This window comes from Actinobacillus porcitonsillarum (assembly GCF_003101015.1).
GTDB lineage: Bacteria > Pseudomonadota > Gammaproteobacteria > Enterobacterales > Pasteurellaceae > Haemophilus_A > Haemophilus_A porcitonsillarum.
Map to the genome: position 1 here is coordinate 903,759 of NZ_CP029206.1, position 15,133 is coordinate 918,891.

Annotated in this window: 15 protein-coding genes; 4 read left to right on the forward strand and 11 right to left on the reverse strand. The window is 41.0% G+C overall.

Annotated elements, in window-relative coordinates:
- From DDU33_RS04535 to DDU33_RS04545, 3 genes are all read left to right on the forward strand, one after another.
- Positions 1-801, forward strand: a complete 801-nt coding sequence (locus tag DDU33_RS04535; protein ID WP_005821257.1) for a PTS mannose/fructose/sorbose transporter subunit IIC — start codon at positions 1-3, stop codon at positions 799-801.
- Positions 802-813: 12 nt separating this feature from the next.
- Positions 814-1,650 (forward strand): PTS mannose transporter subunit IID, encoded by an 837-nt coding sequence (locus tag DDU33_RS04540; RefSeq protein WP_005821258.1) that lies wholly within the window; start codon positions 814-816, stop codon positions 1,648-1,650.
- Positions 1,651-1,723: 73 nt separating this feature from the next.
- Positions 1,724-2,179, forward strand: a complete 456-nt coding sequence (locus DDU33_RS04545; RefSeq protein WP_108923402.1) for a DUF986 family protein — start codon at positions 1,724-1,726, stop codon at positions 2,177-2,179.
- Positions 2,180-2,210: 31 nt separating this feature from the next.
- On the opposite strand, the gene DDU33_RS04550 is transcribed toward DDU33_RS04545, so the two are convergent.
- The 9 genes from DDU33_RS04550 to DDU33_RS04590 all read right to left on the reverse strand — a co-directional run bounded on the left by DDU33_RS04550 (position 2,211) and on the right by DDU33_RS04590 (position 11,907).
- Positions 2,211-3,626, reverse strand: coding sequence for a basic amino acid/polyamine antiporter (locus DDU33_RS04550; RefSeq protein ID WP_005821262.1), 1,416 nt, complete (start codon positions 3,624-3,626; stop codon positions 2,211-2,213).
- A gap of 9 nt (positions 3,627-3,635) precedes the next feature.
- Positions 3,636-4,526, reverse strand: coding sequence for a homocysteine S-methyltransferase family protein (locus DDU33_RS04555; protein WP_005821263.1), 891 nt, complete (start codon positions 4,524-4,526; stop codon positions 3,636-3,638).
- Between the two features lie 19 nt (positions 4,527-4,545).
- On the reverse strand, positions 4,546-4,995 hold the full coding sequence (gene rimI / locus DDU33_RS04560) for a ribosomal protein S18-alanine N-acetyltransferase (RefSeq protein WP_420807411.1): 450 nt from the start codon (positions 4,993-4,995) through the stop codon (positions 4,546-4,548).
- Between the two features lie 91 nt (positions 4,996-5,086).
- A complete protein-coding gene (gene arcC, locus DDU33_RS04565; RefSeq protein WP_005821265.1) occupies positions 5,087-6,031 on the reverse strand; it encodes a carbamate kinase in 945 nt (314 codons plus the stop codon).
- Positions 6,032-6,087: 56 nt separating this feature from the next.
- The gene (locus tag DDU33_RS04570) at positions 6,088-7,092 is read right to left on the reverse strand and encodes an ornithine carbamoyltransferase (RefSeq protein WP_108923403.1); all 1,005 of its coding nucleotides are present in this window, start codon (positions 7,090-7,092) and stop codon (positions 6,088-6,090) included.
- 294 nt (positions 7,093-7,386) lie between these two features.
- Positions 7,387-9,012: a phosphoethanolamine transferase gene (locus DDU33_RS04575; RefSeq protein ID WP_108923404.1), complete on the reverse strand. Its 1,626-nt coding sequence runs from the start codon at positions 9,010-9,012 to the stop codon at positions 7,387-7,389.
- A 120-nt stretch (positions 9,013-9,132) separates the two neighbouring features.
- Positions 9,133-10,491: an ATP-binding protein gene (locus DDU33_RS04580; protein WP_108923405.1), complete on the reverse strand. Its 1,359-nt coding sequence runs from the start codon at positions 10,489-10,491 to the stop codon at positions 9,133-9,135.
- Complete coding sequence (locus DDU33_RS04585; RefSeq protein ID WP_108923406.1) at positions 10,484-11,161, reverse strand: response regulator; 678 nt, start codon at positions 11,159-11,161, stop codon at positions 10,484-10,486. The genes DDU33_RS04580 and DDU33_RS04585 overlap by 8 nt, the downstream gene beginning before the upstream one ends.
- 338 nt (positions 11,162-11,499) lie before the next feature.
- The gene (locus tag DDU33_RS04590) at positions 11,500-11,907 is read right to left on the reverse strand and encodes a DoxX family protein (RefSeq protein WP_005820459.1); all 408 of its coding nucleotides are present in this window, start codon (positions 11,905-11,907) and stop codon (positions 11,500-11,502) included.
- Positions 11,908-12,038: 131 nt separating this feature from the next.
- Between DDU33_RS04590 and DDU33_RS04595 the strand changes: the two genes are divergently transcribed.
- Complete coding sequence (locus DDU33_RS04595; protein WP_108923407.1) at positions 12,039-12,932, forward strand: LysR family transcriptional regulator; 894 nt, start codon at positions 12,039-12,041, stop codon at positions 12,930-12,932.
- Here the strand turns inward: DDU33_RS04595 and DDU33_RS04600 are convergent.
- Positions 12,918-13,607 (reverse strand): ComF family protein, encoded by a 690-nt coding sequence (locus DDU33_RS04600; protein ID WP_108923408.1) that lies wholly within the window; start codon positions 13,605-13,607, stop codon positions 12,918-12,920. The genes DDU33_RS04595 and DDU33_RS04600 overlap by 15 nt on opposite strands.
- A 131-nt stretch (positions 13,608-13,738) precedes the next feature.
- Positions 13,739-15,046 carry an oxaloacetate decarboxylase subunit beta gene (locus DDU33_RS04605; RefSeq protein WP_035293969.1) on the reverse strand — a complete coding sequence of 436 codons (1,308 nt, stop codon included), beginning with the start codon at positions 15,044-15,046 and terminating at the stop codon, positions 13,739-13,741.
- Between the last annotated feature and the right edge of the window lie 87 nt (positions 15,047-15,133).

Below are 15,133 nucleotides of genomic sequence, written 5' to 3' on the forward strand. Positions count from 1 at the left end.
ATGGAAATTTCTACATTACAAATTATCTTAGTATTCCTTGTTGCCTGTATTTCAGGTATGGGATCAATCCTTGATGAGTGGCAAACTCACCGTCCGTTAATCGCTTGTACCTTAATCGGTATCGTATTAGGCGATATGAAAACGGGGATCATTGTTGGTGGTTCATTAGAATTATTAGCGTTAGGTTGGATGAATATCGGTGCGGCATTAGCACCAGATGCGGCATTAGCGTCAGTAGTTTCAACCATCTTAGTTATCGTGGGCGGACAAGATATTCCAACTGCGATTGCGCTAGCTATTCCACTTGCTGCGGCAGGTCAAGTTTTAACTTACGTTGTACGTGCGATTACAGTTGGTTTCCAACACGCAGCAGATAAAGCCGTTGAAACTGGCGACTTAAATAAACTGGATTGGATTCACCGTTCAGCGTTATTACTTCAAGCAATGCGTATTGCCATCCCAGCGTTAATCGTTGCGATGACGGCAGGTACGGATACTGTTCAATCTATGTTAGCAGCCATTCCACCAGTTGTAACAACAGGCCTTAAAATTGCCGGTGGCTTTATTGCGGTTGTAGGTTATGCGATGGTTATCAATATGATGCGTGCAGGTCACTTAATGCCATTCTTCTATGCAGGTTTCGTGATTGCGGCATTTACCGATTTCAACCTTGTAGCATTAGGGGTTTTAGGTACTATCACAGCGATTATTTATATCCAACTTCACCCGAAATACAACCAAAGTAAACAAGTGGTGCAAGTGCAAGCAACAAACAACGACCTTGACAACAGATTAGACTAAGGAAGTAAGACTATGACAACTGAAATCAAAAAAGTAACACAGAGCGATTTAAATGCGGTGGTACGCCGTTCTAATCTCTTCCAAGGTTCTTGGAACTTCGAGCGTATGCAGGCGTTAGGTTTCGCCTACTCAATGGTACCGGTCATCAAACGTTTATATCCGGATCCAAACTCACCAGAGCGTAAAGATGCGATCAAACGTCACCTTGAGTTCTTCAATACTCAACCATTCGTAGCGGCTCCTGTATTAGGGGTAACCATTGCGATGGAAGAAGAGCGTGCAAACGGTAAACCTATTGATGATGCGGCAATCAACGGGATCAAAGTTGGTTTGATGGGGCCTCTTGCCGGTGTGGGCGACCCGATTTATTGGGGAACAGCACGTCCGGTATTTGCAGCATTAGGTGCAGGCGTTGCCTTAACAGGTAGCTTATTAGGTCCACTACTTTTCTTCGTATTATTTAACCTTGTACGTTTAGCAACCCGTTACTACGGTGTCGTTTACGGCTACAAAAAAGGCTTAAACGTTGTACAAGATATGAGTGGCGGTTTATTACAAAAATTAACCGAAGGTGCATCCATTCTCGGCTTGTTTATTATGGGAGCGTTGGTTCAGAAATGGACAAGCATTAATGTACCGCTTGTGGTTTCTACCATTCAAAAACAAGACGGCACAACGGAAATTACCACCGTTCAATCTATCTTAGATAGCTTAATGCCAGGTTTATTGCCGTTACTCTTAACCTTTGCATGTATGTGGTTATTACGTAACCGTGTGAATGCACTTTGGATTATCGTTGGCTTCTTCGTTATCGGTATCTTCGGTGCGTGGACAGGTATTCTTGCATAATTTGCAAAAAATCCGATAAATCAGACCGCTTGTGCTAAAATACAAGCGGTCTTTTTTTAAGAATATTTTACAAATGACAAATATAATTCTGATTTTAGCTATTGGCTTGAGCTTGCTCTATATTCTTTATGATCAGCTCATTATGGACAGACGAAACGGCGAAACTCGATTAAGCGTGCCGTTAGTTCGACAAGCAAGTTTAGACACTGGGATTTTGATTGCCCTAATTGTGTTAATTATCGTGCAGGGCGTACAAACAGGTATTGAGCCTCTCACTGTATTCTTATTGTGCGGTTGTATTGTCTTAGCGGTCTATTCGGCGTTCATTCGTTATCCTCGTTTACTATTAAAAGAGCAAGGCTTTTTCTTTGGCAATTTCTATTTTTTATATGAACAGATTGCACAAATCAATTTAGCCGATCAAAATGTGTTAGTGGTAGATCTGAAAAATAATCGTCGCCTTTTTATTCGGATTAAAAAGCAAGAAGATCTGGAGAAGGTTATTGCATTCTTTGGTGGTTATAAATAAAAAAAGGTTGCTCAATGAGCAACCTTTCGTTTTAGCTCCAATCCATATTGGTTAGGCTGTGATAAACCGCCCATACAAAGAGCAAACAAATAATAAGAAGTAGCCCTTTTTCCCATTGGGTTAGGTTAAATTTCTTCCCATTAAACTGATAGCGTGAATAAAGGAATAAACCTATTCCAGGCAGGTATAAAATCACTGAAAGCAACAGATAATCTAAACCTGCCGCATATAAGATCCAAATGCCATAAAGTGTTGCAATCAGACCTGTCAGTTTAATATGCCAAGCCGCATTTTGTTGAATTGCCAGTTTAAGTAAATAAGCGCCAATCAACAAATAAGGCACGAGGATCATTGAGGTTGAAATCAATAATAGCGTTTCGTAGCTTTTGCCTGTCATTAAGACTAAGAATAAGCAAAGTTGGACAACTGCACCAGTAAACCATAGTGAGTTGATGGCAACATCATTTTCATTGAGCTTATCTAAAATTTTAGGAAACGCACCATTTTTTGCACCTCGATAAGGAACCTCAGAGCAGTACATTGTCCAGCTAATGTAAGAGGCTAATACGGAAACAATTAAGCAAAATGTAATGATAATTTTACCGCTTGCACCTATCATTTGTTCAAGTAAGCCAGCCATAGACGGGTTGGACATTTCTGCAATCACTTCTCTTGGTAAAATACCAAGGGCAAGCACTGTAATAGCAACATACAACACTAAAGCGATGATAATCCCTAATACGGTTGCTAAACCCACATCACTTTTTTTCTTTGCGTGAGCAGAAAGGACGGAAGCACCTTCTACGCCCGTAAATACCCAGAGTGTGATGAGCATTGTATTTTTGACTTGATCAGAAACACTGTTATTTAAAGCCGTTGCTTTGATGTCTTGGCTAAATGTTTCTGGAGAGAAATACCAAATAGCAAGCCCAATAAACAAAATAAGTGGGAAGACTTTAACAAAAGTGGCAATAAGATTAACGGAGGCTGCTTCTTTAACCCCATTGGCAATCAAAATATGGACGAGCCAAACGATGATAGAGGAGCCAATAAAGGAAGCGAGCGTATTACCTTGCCCAAAAATGACTGTGCTTTCGCTATCTGTAAAAGTACCGAGCCCTTCAAAAGCGACCACCAGATAACCGACAATACCAATCGTTGCACAAAGCCAGTAGCCCCAAGCAGACATAAAGCCCATTAAATCGCCAAAGCCTTCTCGAGCATAAGTATAAATTCCTCCGTCTAATTCCGGTTTTAAACGAGAAATATAGAAAAAGGAAAGTCCAAGGAAGATAATGCCCACGCCGGTAATTGCCCAACCGATAAGCAATGCCTCAGAGCCTGCTACAGCAGCCATATTTTGCGGTAAACTAAAAATACCTGAACCGATCATTGAGCTAAGCACTAATGCGGTCAGGGAAACTAATCCAATTTTTTTATTTGACATCTCTTTCCCTTATTTGAGGTTTGCTGATAATGCTTGAATATGCTCAAGCCCAATACCGCAGCAGCCACCAATAATGGTTGCGCCACAATCCACCCATTTTTGTGCCCAAGTGAGGTAGGCTTGCGGATCAAGATCAGGACGCACTTCATCTAAGCCATCGTTAGCCGTGGCATCTTTTGGTTGAGGAGCAAATGCATTTGCGTAAGCACCGATCTGAATATGTGTCGCTTGATGAGCCGCTAATGTTTGGCGGGTAATGTTTAATGCTTCGGTAATAACTTCAGGTTGGCAGCAATTAAAGAGAATGGCTTGTACACCAAGTTCAATCATTTTCTCCACTGCCATTTTGACACTTTCGCCTGAACGTAATTGTGGCTCTGGTGTAGGTTCATCATCAGTTAAAGTGAATGAAACCCATAATGGACGGTTGTCAGGGAGTAATGGCTTGATCGATTGAGGCTCAATAATGGCGCTTTGGGTTTCACATAACCAAAAATCGACATAAGGTGCTAAGCCGTCAATCAATGGTTGAGCCGTTTCTTTCACTTTATCAGCTTGGAAAAGATCTGGGCGATATGAGCCAAATAAAGGTGGCAATGAACCTGCGATTTTGACATCTTTTTGGCTATTTTTAACCGCTTGTTTAGCTAAACGCCCAGCTAAATCAGCAAGCATTTTTCCATCGGCAATAAAGCGTTGATCGCCAATATGAAAAGGCACTACTGCATAGCTGTTTGTGGTAATAATTTCTGCGCCACTTTGAATAAAGTTTTCGTGTACTTGTTGAACAGCACTCGGTTTTTCATATAAAGAAAGGGCAGACCATTCCGGTTGGCGGAAAGGGGCATTAAGGCGCATAAGCTCACGGCTCATACCGCCGTCAAGAATTGTGATTGTCATATTGTGTTCCTATGAAAAATTATAAATAAAGCGCCATCACAATGGCGTTTTCTTTTTGCCCATTGGGGCAAGGGTAGTAGTTTTTTCGCACCGTAACTTCATTAAACCCTAAAGATTGGTAAAGTCGTTGGGCGGTTTGATTACTTTCTCTTACTTCTAGCCATAAAGTCAGGATCTTTTGTTCTTGTAAGGCGTTAATTAAAGCTTCGAGTAGCTTTCTGCCGTAGCCTTTACCCTGTTTTTCGGGCGTGACGGCAATATTGAAAAGTGTGGCTTCATCTAGTACCGTTTGGCAAATCGCAAAGGCAACGATTTGTCCATTTTCAGTTAATTTTAGATTAAGATAGCGTTCGCCTTGGTTATTAAGCAAAGTGCCTTTTGACCACGGCACGAGGTGTGCTTTTTGTTCAATGGTAAAAAGAATTTCAAAATCCGTGTCGGTAACAGGCTCAATCAATAGCTCAGACATAAAACCTCTCATAAAGAAAATAAGCGGTTGAATTTTAAGTGGATTTTGCAAAATACACAATCAATTCAACCGCTTGTCTATGTGGGGAAGATTAGTAGAACTCTACACCGTCAATGCTGTTCGTTACACGGGTTCCTGCATTGCCTTTGACAATTTCTTCAATATCAGACAGTGAGCCGATAACCGCATCTTTGCCTGTTGCTTTAACGAAATTAATGACTGCTTTTACTTTTGGACCCATTGAGCCGGGTGCGAATTCGCTTGCAAGTGCTTCGAGCGCTGCCGGGCTGGCTTTAGCAATGGCTTTTTGATCTTCTTTTTGGAAGTTTACGCACGCTGCTTTCACATCGGTTGCGATCACAAATAAGTCCGCATCAAGTTCTTGTGAAATGACCGCAGTGCAAAGATCTTTATCTACAACGGCTTCTACGCCCTGTAATTCACCTTTTTCATTGCGGAAACTTGGGATACCGCCACCGCCACCGCAAATGACGATATTGTTATTAGCAAGAAGTGCTTTAACAGAATCGATACCTGTTACACCTTGTGGTAATGGGCTTGGTACAGCACGGCGATAATATTGACCGTCCGGCATTACTGTCCAACCTTTTTCTGCTGCAAGTTTTTCGGCTTCTTCTTTGCTATATACTTGACCAATTGGCTTACTTGGCTTTTGGAAAGCCGGATCGTTCGGATCAACAAGCACTTGGCTTAGTACGGTAATAGTTGGGGTTTGAGGCACAAGATTGGTCAGTTCCTGTTGTAACATATAGCCAATCATACCCACTGTTTGAGAAACCAATACATCAAGGGGATAAGGCTCAATTTTATTATCTACGGCGTGATAAGCGGCGTGTTGTAATGCGAGTAAGCCGACTTGTGGACCATTACCGTGTGAGATCACTAATTCATTATTGGGTTTAATTTTTGCCAGTTGTTCCGCGGCTAAACGGATATTAGCCGATTGATTTTGGGCGGTCATTGGTTCGCCACGTTTTAATAGGGCGTTGCCGCCAAGCGCTACGACAATTCTCATGATGTTATCCTTCTTCTTTTTTCACGCCCTCTATAAGTAGAGGGAGCGAAGTTCAATTACGCTAAACTTGCTACCATAACCGCTTTAATGGTGTGCATACGGTTTTCTGCTTGTTCAAATGCCACGTTTGCCGGCGATTCAAACACATCTTCGGTAACCTCAATACCATTGGCTAACGCCGGGTATTGTGCGGCAATCTCTTTACCGACTTTTGTTTCACTATTGTGGAATGCCGGTAAACAGTGCATAAATTTCACTTTCGAATTGCCGGTGCGTTTCATTAATTCAGGGGTAACTTGATAAGGCATTAACATCTCAATACGCTCGCCCCAAGTCTCTAATGGCTCGCCCATCGATACCCAAACATCGGTGTGGACAAAGTCTACGCCTTTTACTGCGGTATCAATATCTTCTGTTACGGTAATTCTTGCACCAGATTCTTGCGCAAATTTTTGACACATTTCTACAAGTGAATCTTCAGGTAACAGTGCTTTTGGTGCGCAGATACGTACGTCCATACCTAATTTTGCGCCGATAAGTAATAAAGAGTTGCCCATATTATTGCGAGCATCGCCAATGTAAACATAGCTAATTTGGCTTAATGGTTTTTCACAATTTTCAATCATCGTTAAAACGTCGGCTAACATTTGCGTTGGGTGGAATTCATCGGTTAAGCCGTTGAACACAGGTACGCCGGCATATTGTGCTAATTCGTTTACGACTGATTGCTTAAAGCCACGATATTCAATGGCGTCATACATACGACCTAACACACGAGCGGTATCTTTCATTGACTCTTTATGTCCAATTTGTGAAGAAGTTGGGTCGATATAAGTAACGTGTGCGCCTTGATCGTAAGCAGCCACTTCAAATGCACAGCGAGTACGTGTTGAAGTTTTTTCAAAAATCAGAGCAATATTTTTCCCTTTTAAGCGTTGCTGTTCTGTACCGGCATATTTTGCTTTTTTCAGATCCGCAGCAAGATCTAATAAAAATCGGATTTCACGTTCGGTATGGTTTACTAAACTGAGTAAATGTCTATTTTTTAGATTAAACGCCATAATATTGCTCCTATTTGATGTGTGTGAAAAAATCGGGCTATTTTAGCAAAGCAAACGTTTGCACTCAATTTAAAAATAGCCAGATGAAATTCTTTTTAAATAATTATGCATTATGATTGCATAATTATTTATTTGAGACAATAGGAGAAAGAAAATTTTTGAAAGGAAAATAGAGATAATGTAGCTGTTGCACAAAGCTTTGATTTTTGTAGGATGGGCATCCTTGCCCACCTTTTGAGTACTCTCATCGTTGTTTTGGTGAGCTAGGATGCTCACCCTACGTGAGGTAATAGACTATTTCTTTTTACACTGAGCCAAAATATCAAGCTCCGGGCGGTACTCTTTCAGACTTGTCATATCCATATCCATTAGGCTAAATACGGTATGGAAGAAGTTATCGTGCGAGTAAGGTTGTTCTGCATTTTTACGTAAACAATCTAAATCGAACGGTTCATTTTTTGTCCATGAATCAGAGAACCACATCATCATTGGAATATGTGTTTGCTCTTTTGGTGCAATGGCATAAGGCGCTGAATGAAGGAAAAGCCCTTTTTCACCTAAACTTTCGCCGTGATCTGAAAGATAATAGACAACGCTTTCCCACTCTTTATGTTGCTCAAGACGAGCGATAACCTTATCTAAAAACTGGTCAATATAAACAATCCCATTATCATAGGTATTAACTAATTCTTCTTGAGAACATTGGCTGATCTCTTTGGTATCACAGGTTGGTGTGAATACCCGTTCTTTATCTGTGTAACGTTCAAAATAGGTTGGACCGTGGCTACCAATGGTATGTAAAACAATGACGGTATCTTGTTTTACGTTAGCAAGTGCTTTATCTAACTCTGGTAACATAATGTTATCTAAACACTCTCCTTCCGTACAAAATTCAGGTAAGTTCAGATCAATGGTATTCACGGTTGGTACACGATTACACATATCTTTACAATCGCTGTTGTTCTCTACCCATTGGACGTTTACACCAGCGTGTTGTAGTGTATCGAGCAAATTATCTTGATGTTTAGCCGTCACTTCATCATAGTTTTCACGATTAAGATTTGAGAACATACAAGGCACAGAAATCGCCGTCGCCGTGCCACAACTTGAGACATTGCTAAAATTCACTAAATTCTGACCGCTTGCAAGGCGTTTTGCCATTAGCGGCGTTGTTTGGCGTGAATAACCGTTTAGCCCCCAGTTTTGTCCACGTGTGGTCTCGCCAAGTACAATCACGGTAACGTGTTTGTAATCGTCCGGCTTCTTCACTTTGGCATCTTTGCCGGTTTGAACAAAGGGCATATTTTCCATTCTGGTATGCTTGATTTTACTGATGGTTGCAGCGACAAAATTAGACGGTACAATCAAATGTGGAAGATATTTGTTGTTACGAAAAAAAGAGGCGTAATCCTGATAGTAAACAGAACCGACTGCCACCACCACTAAAGCCGAAGCTAAAATAGCAGCAAAGCGAGCGAAGAGTTCTTTCCACCATTTTCTATATTCCACTTTCACGCAAAGATAAAGTACTGCGGGAAGCACGCCTAGAGTCAATAACCATAAAAGATAACTGAAGCTCATCATTCTCGAACTTTCTGCCCAGTTTGTTTGTAGCACGTTGGTCAGCATATCACGGTCAAAATAAACGTTATAAAACAGTGAGTTATAGCTTATCGCCGCACTTAAAATCAAAAAGAGGGGAATAATGATTTTATGTAAAACCGGCACGGCAAGAATATTAAAGACGATATTACACGCAACAAAAAGCACGAGCGGCGTAGTGTAAGCAAAAAGCTCCCCATTGCTAAGGCTAAACACCTCACGGAAAAAAGCGAGGTTAAGTACAGCAGTAAAGTAGAGCGATAAAATCAGGTTAAGGGTCGTGGAAGAGAGTTTCCACTTAGGTAAAAAACGGCGCATAGAACTCCTACAAGCGGTTAATTTTCATAAAAATAACCAAGAAAAAATACTAATAAAAAACACCATCAAAATGTTGATGGTGTTATTGTAGGAGATGAAAATTAGCCAAAAATTAGCGGATTATTTATTTTGCGTTTTTTTGAAAAGTATTTTGACCATTAACCCACTCTCAAAATGTGGACTGTCCAGTAGTTGCAGTTCACCACCGTAATTTTGCACAATTTGATGAGTAATGGCTAAGCCCAAACCGGAACCTTGCTCGTCTGAACCTAAAATACGATAGAATGGATCCAGTACTCGTTCACGCTCCTCCTCCGGAATACCTTTACCATTATCTTCTACGAAGATTTCCAAAACATCATCATACTCCACCGCACTCAAATCAATCTGCGAGCCTTCAGGTGTATAGCGGATCGCATTATCAACCAAGGTTTTTATCAGTAGATAAGCATCGGTTTCATTGGCATAAAAAGTGGGATTACCGGTTGAAATCACGCCAATATCTTGGTTTTTCTGCTCAACTAAAGGGTATAAATCTTCGATGACACGATTAAAAATCGTATGAAGATTGAGCATTCCTTGATGTTTGTGTTCCTTATTTTGACTGCGAGCAAATGAAAGAAGCTGCTCCAATAAGTTACAGCTACGGCGAATACCTTGGTTAAGTTGCAGCACTTGCGATTTTGCCTCGGCAGGCATATTTTGATTTTTTAAACGCTCCGCTTGTAGAGAAAGCGCGGTCATCGGGCTACGTAGCTCGTGAGCAGCATCCGCAATAAAGCGTTTTTGTTGTAGCATAAAGGCTTCTGTTCGCCCTAAAAGCTGATTGATAGCCTGTACAAAGCCAGTCACTTCGGTCGGGATTTTGGCGAGAGAAAGTGGCGTAAGGTCTTGCTCTTGACGTAATGTCAGGCTGTTTGACAACTGTTCGACCGGTTTCATCGTTCGTTTGACGATCCAGAAAATTAAACCGGCAATCAGAGGCAAGAGAAGCAATAACGGCATTAAACTAGCCCAAGCCGCGTGTAGTGCAAGCTCTTCACGGTACTCATTTTCTTGCATCACAATTAGCGTTCCTTCCGAGGTTGAACGGAAGTAAGCACGATAAGGGACTTCGGAATAGAGTAGATTTGAGAAAATATTGCGTGGGTTCTGATTTGAAGCCAACACAAATGTACTTTCTTTTTGACTGATATTGTAGAACTGATTTTCTAAGTTTTCAGGTAGTTGAAAATAAGGGTGTGGCTGCCCCTTTGCGATCCAATAAACCGCAATGCGGTTATCATCGCCCTGTCGAAAGCCTTCTTGAATAATGGCAGGGGTACCAATGTATTCGGAGATCTGTTTTAGAGTACGATCTTGCAGTTTATAAGTTTCACGATAGGTATCGTAAAAAGCGATCCCAGAGGCAATGAAGCTTGTGAGAGCCGTAGAAAGCAGTAAACAGGTTATCAGTTTGGCTTTTATGGATTTAAACATTGCTATCTCCTTTAGGCATCATCCAACCTACACCTCGCACATTTTTGATTTGTTCTTTGCCAATTTTTTTACGTAAACCGTGAATGAGAAAATCAATGGCATTGCTTTCGACTTCCTCGCCCCAAGCGTAGATTTTATCTTCTAAATCGGCTCGAGAGAGAATAATTCCAGCTCGGCTGATTAATGCATGTAATACCGAAAATTCTTTGTTGCTGAGCGTAATTGTGCTGTTTTGCCCCGCAATTTCAACCACGTATGAAGTTGGGTCAAGTGTAATCACACCGTTGGTAAGTTTAGGCGAACTTTGTCCACCGTGGCGGCGTAAAACCGCACGCATACGAGCTTGGAGTTCCGCCATATCAAAGGGTTTGATAATGTAATCATCGGCACCACCGTCTAATCCGGAAAGACGGCTATCTAAATCATCTCGGGCGGTCACAATCAACACTGGGGTTGAATTCTTTTTCTGGCGAATATGGGAAAGTACTTGTAAGCCATCTTGCCCAGGCAAGCCAAGATCAAGCAAGACCAAATCATAAGATTGGATCATTAAGGCTTCTTCTGCGGTTTTGCCATTATTGACCCAATCGACCGCATAATGGTTATCTTTTAAGTTCGCTGATACGGCATCGGCGATCATTCTGTCATCTTCAACCAATAAAATTCGCATTGTTTAATCCTTTTTGAACCGCTAGCTTTATGTAGGGGCAGGGTTTATCCCTGCCCGTAAACAATTATTAATATTCGGGCGGGGATAAACCCCGCCTCTACGAAAACATTTAAGGTTTGTGCAAGTACCACATAATACCGTTTTTTGTTAAAAAAAACCGCATCAGAAGATGCGGTAAAAGTATGAAAAAATATAGTTGCATCGAGTTTTATTCGATGTGGGTATAATAAGTGCTAAAAATTAGCAGAAAATTAGCGTTTAAAATTTTTGGCAAAATTAAAAACGGTACTTACCGAAGTGAGTACCGTTTTACCTTTGGGGGTCTATATTATTAAGAGTTATTTATTGTTTAATTTGGCATCTAACGATAATTTTCCAGCACCTGTTACTAATAAGATTAAGAATGCCATGCAGTACATTACCGCTAATTCGCCTTTATTTGTTAAAGGATCGAAAATCGTATCTGCTGTCATATGCATAAAGAAGTAAGCATATGCCATTTGACCTGCTAATAAGAACGCAGTTGGGCGGGTGAATAAACCTAAAATAGTGAATAAACCGCCTACGATTTCAATAATACCGCCAACGCCGTAAATAGAGAAAAGTGGTACGCTACCGTTTCCACCGGTCATTGACATTGGAAATTCAAAGAATTTCGCGGTGCCGTGAAGTAAGAACATATAGCCGATAACAACACGTGCTAATAAAAGAATAACCGGGCTTAATTTTTCAATTGCTTGGTTCATTTTGTTAAATTCCTCGATAAAAAAGTAAAATAAATGTTACGGCGTGCATTATAATGAAAAATTCTCATTTGATAACCCTGCTATTCCTAAATAAACTCTTTAGCTTAACTTAATAATAAAGGTTATTTTATATGTACGATTTTAAATCAATGTCGGTTTTTGTGATGGTTGTGGAGCAAGGCTCTATGCAGGCAGCCGCTGAAAAATTACAGATGACGCCTTCTGCGGTTACGCAATCTTTGCAAAAGCTGGAACAACAACTTCAAATCAAATTATTAAATCGTACAACACGTAAACTCTCTTTAACTGAAGCCGGAGAGGTATTTTATCAACATGTAAGGCAAATGCAAAAAAATGCAGAAAATGCGGTAAAGTGTGTGGAAGTACTACGTTCAGATCCTATTGGCTGGCTAAATATTTCTTGTCCTTCCGGCTTTATGGATTCCAAATTGCTTGATGTTTTAAAAGAAATTATCGAGAACCATTTGGGTTTTTCTCTCAATATTTCTTTTTCTGATAAGAATGTCGATCTCATCGAAGAACAAGTTGATATTGCCTTAAGAGTGGGGACAGGTGCATTACACGACACGATGATTGCCCGTCATATTTATGATGTTCAATTTGCGATTCTCGGGCAAAAGGATTATTTGAGTAAGCAAAAACTCCCAGATTCACCAGAAGGGTTATCAACATTAGATTGGATTCATTTCTCGCCGTTAGCGCCGAGTGAAATAGAATTATATCAACAAGATAAAAAAATTAAGGTGTTACCGAATTATCGGATTAAAACAAATAGCTTGTTGGCAAGTCGGTGCTTAACGATGAAAGGATTTGGCATTTCATTACAGCCTTTAGTGGATTTAGATCATGAACTGCATTCTAAGGAATTAGTGAAGCTTTTTCCTGAATGGCATTTGCCTTCAAGCCCACTCTATCTGGTCACTTTACAGCGAATTCAGTCTGAAAAAGTGCGTATCGCTTGTGAGGCGATCACGCATTATTTTCAACAACTAAGCGCGCGCTAAAGTCCAAACCTGTACTTCTTTAACACCGGCTTTCTTTAATTCAAGGCAAATAGTATTTAAGGTTGAGCCGGTGGTTACCACATCATCAATAATTGCAATACGTTGATAAAATTTACCCGCTTGTCGTTGAGGTTGGTAACGAAATGCACCTTTTAGATTTCGCCTTCTTTCTTTTGCACTCAATTCTCGTTGCGGTGCGGTATGGCGAATTCGGCTTAAACTTTGAGTATCGAGTGGGATTTTCAACCAAGTGGAAAGGCATTTTGCAATCAATTCTGATTGATTATAGCCTCGTTGCCAATGTCTCTGCCAAAAAAGTGGTACAGGGATGATAACTTCAGGTAATTCCAGTTGATGTTCACGCTGTGCTTGTTTGACCGCCAGCAACAACAAACGGGCAAGCGCTTGATCTAACCAGTAGTGTTGCTGAAATTTAAAGCGCTGAATCCAATCTGCAAGCGGTGGTTTATACAAGGAAATTTGCACAATGCGTTGCCACTTGGGCTCATTTCTTAAGCACTCTCCACAAGATAAACTATTCTCAGCGAGTGTCGCGCCACAATGTCCGCAATAGGGCGATATTGTGATCTCTTTAATACATCGACTGCAAAAGCCATGTGAAGCAATCATGAGTGGTCTATCGCAATGAAAACAGCGAAAACGTAATATATTCATCTTTTTTCCTCTTTGGGAAAAAGGTAACAGAAATGGCGTTTTTGTTTTGCGATCATGCTCGAAAAAAGGATTTCTCGATAAAAAAACGGCTAATCAGAAGATTTGATTAGCCGTTCTACTTTTACGATGAATTACATCATCGCAGAAATGTATTTCAACATGACGCCTGCGGCAATGGCGGAGCCAATAACGCCGGCAACGTTTGGACCCATTGCGTGCATCAATAAGAAATTTTGTTTATCGGACTCTAAGCCTACTTTATTCGATACACGGGCTGCCATTGGTACGGCAGAAACCCCTGCAGAACCGATAAGTGGGTTGATTTTATTTTTGCTAAATTTGTTCATTAATTTAGCCATCAACACACCGCTTGCAGTACCAATACCGAATGCGATGACGCCGAGTAATAAGATACCTAAGGTTTGTGGTTGTAAGAATTTATCCGCAACCAATTTTGCGCCAACAGATAAGCCTAAAAAGATGGTAACGATATTGATCAGAGCGTTTTGTGCGGTGTCATTTAAACGTTCAACTACGCCACTTACACGCATTAAATTACCGAAACAGAACATACCGAGTAGTGGCGCAGCATCTGGTAGTAATAACGCTACGAGAAGCAATAACACGATAGGGAAAATAATTTTTTCACGGTTACTTACGTGGCGGAGTTGCACCATACGGATTTTACGTTCTTGCTCTGTCGTTAAGGCTTTCATAATTGGCGGTTGGATTAACGGTACTAACGCCATATAAGAGTATGCCGCAACCGCAATAGCACCTAATAATTCAGGGGCGAGTTTGCTGGCAAGATAAATGGCAGTCGGACCGTCTGCACCACCGATAATCCCGATAGCTGCCGCTTGCGGCAGGGTAAAGTCGATAATGCCTAACCAGTTTAGGCCTAATGCACCTAACACTGTTGCAAAGATCCCAAATTGAGCTGCCGCACCGAGCAATAATGTTCTTGGGTTGGCAAGGAGTGGACCGAAATCTGTCATTGCCCCTACACCCATAAAGATGATAAGCGGTGCAACACCATAGCCAATCGCAACTTTATAGAATAGAGCTAAAACACCTGCGGTATAACCCATATCTCCGGCAATGACTTCAAGCTCATTTTGCACCGAAGGAGCAGTCATCGCAATGGCTTCTTTAATGCTATGAACATCAAGATTCGCACTATTTACTTTTGCAGCAATGAGGGCTAATTGTTCAGTTGTTCCGTGATGTAGAAGGTTATCAAGTGCAGTCATCGCAAGCCCTGCTTCAGGGATATTCGATAACAGCCCCCCAAAGCCGATAGGGACAAGCAGTAACGGCTCAAATTTTTTGGCAATGGCAAGCCAGAGTAAAAGCAAGCTCACTGCAATCATAATGGCTTGTCCAAACTCCATATGCATAATGCCCATACCTTGGAAGAGAGCGATAATACTATCAATCATATAAAAATCCTTAAGTTATTTTTCTTCTCTTAATTGACTTGTTTGAGCCTTCCTCCCCAACATTACAGGTTTAAGAGGAAGGAA

What these genes read in the sequence shown, in the direction of transcription:
- rimI (WP_420807411.1), bottom strand. Translation starts at nt 4,995, where the DNA reads ATGTCTGAGCTATTGATTGAGCCTGTTACCGACACGGATTTTGAAATT.
- arcC (WP_005821265.1), bottom strand. Translation starts at nt 6,031, where the DNA reads ATGAGAATTGTCGTAGCGCTTGGCGGCAACGCCCTATTAAAACGTGGC.
- DDU33_RS04540 (WP_005821258.1), top strand. Translation starts at nt 814, where the DNA reads ATGACAACTGAAATCAAAAAAGTAACACAGAGCGATTTAAATGCGGTG.
- DDU33_RS04555 (WP_005821263.1), bottom strand. Translation starts at nt 4,526, where the DNA reads ATGACAATCACAATTCTTGACGGCGGTATGAGCCGTGAGCTTATGCGC.
- DDU33_RS04595 (WP_108923407.1), top strand. Translation starts at nt 12,039, where the DNA reads ATGTACGATTTTAAATCAATGTCGGTTTTTGTGATGGTTGTGGAGCAA.
- DDU33_RS04585 (WP_108923406.1), bottom strand. Translation starts at nt 11,161, where the DNA reads ATGCGAATTTTATTGGTTGAAGATGACAGAATGATCGCCGATGCCGTA.
- DDU33_RS04545 (WP_108923402.1), top strand. Translation starts at nt 1,724, where the DNA reads ATGACAAATATAATTCTGATTTTAGCTATTGGCTTGAGCTTGCTCTAT.
- DDU33_RS04575 (WP_108923404.1), bottom strand. Translation starts at nt 9,012, where the DNA reads ATGCGCCGTTTTTTACCTAAGTGGAAACTCTCTTCCACGACCCTTAAC.
- DDU33_RS04535 (WP_005821257.1), top strand. Translation starts at nt 1, where the DNA reads ATGGAAATTTCTACATTACAAATTATCTTAGTATTCCTTGTTGCCTGT.
- DDU33_RS04580 (WP_108923405.1), bottom strand. Translation starts at nt 10,491, where the DNA reads ATGTTTAAATCCATAAAAGCCAAACTGATAACCTGTTTACTGCTTTCT.
- DDU33_RS04600 (WP_108923408.1), bottom strand. Translation starts at nt 13,607, where the DNA reads ATGAATATATTACGTTTTCGCTGTTTTCATTGCGATAGACCACTCATG.
- DDU33_RS04590 (WP_005820459.1), bottom strand. Translation starts at nt 11,907, where the DNA reads ATGAACCAAGCAATTGAAAAATTAAGCCCGGTTATTCTTTTATTAGCA.
- DDU33_RS04550 (WP_005821262.1), bottom strand. Translation starts at nt 3,626, where the DNA reads ATGTCAAATAAAAAAATTGGATTAGTTTCCCTGACCGCATTAGTGCTT.
- DDU33_RS04570 (WP_108923403.1), bottom strand. Translation starts at nt 7,092, where the DNA reads ATGGCGTTTAATCTAAAAAATAGACATTTACTCAGTTTAGTAAACCAT.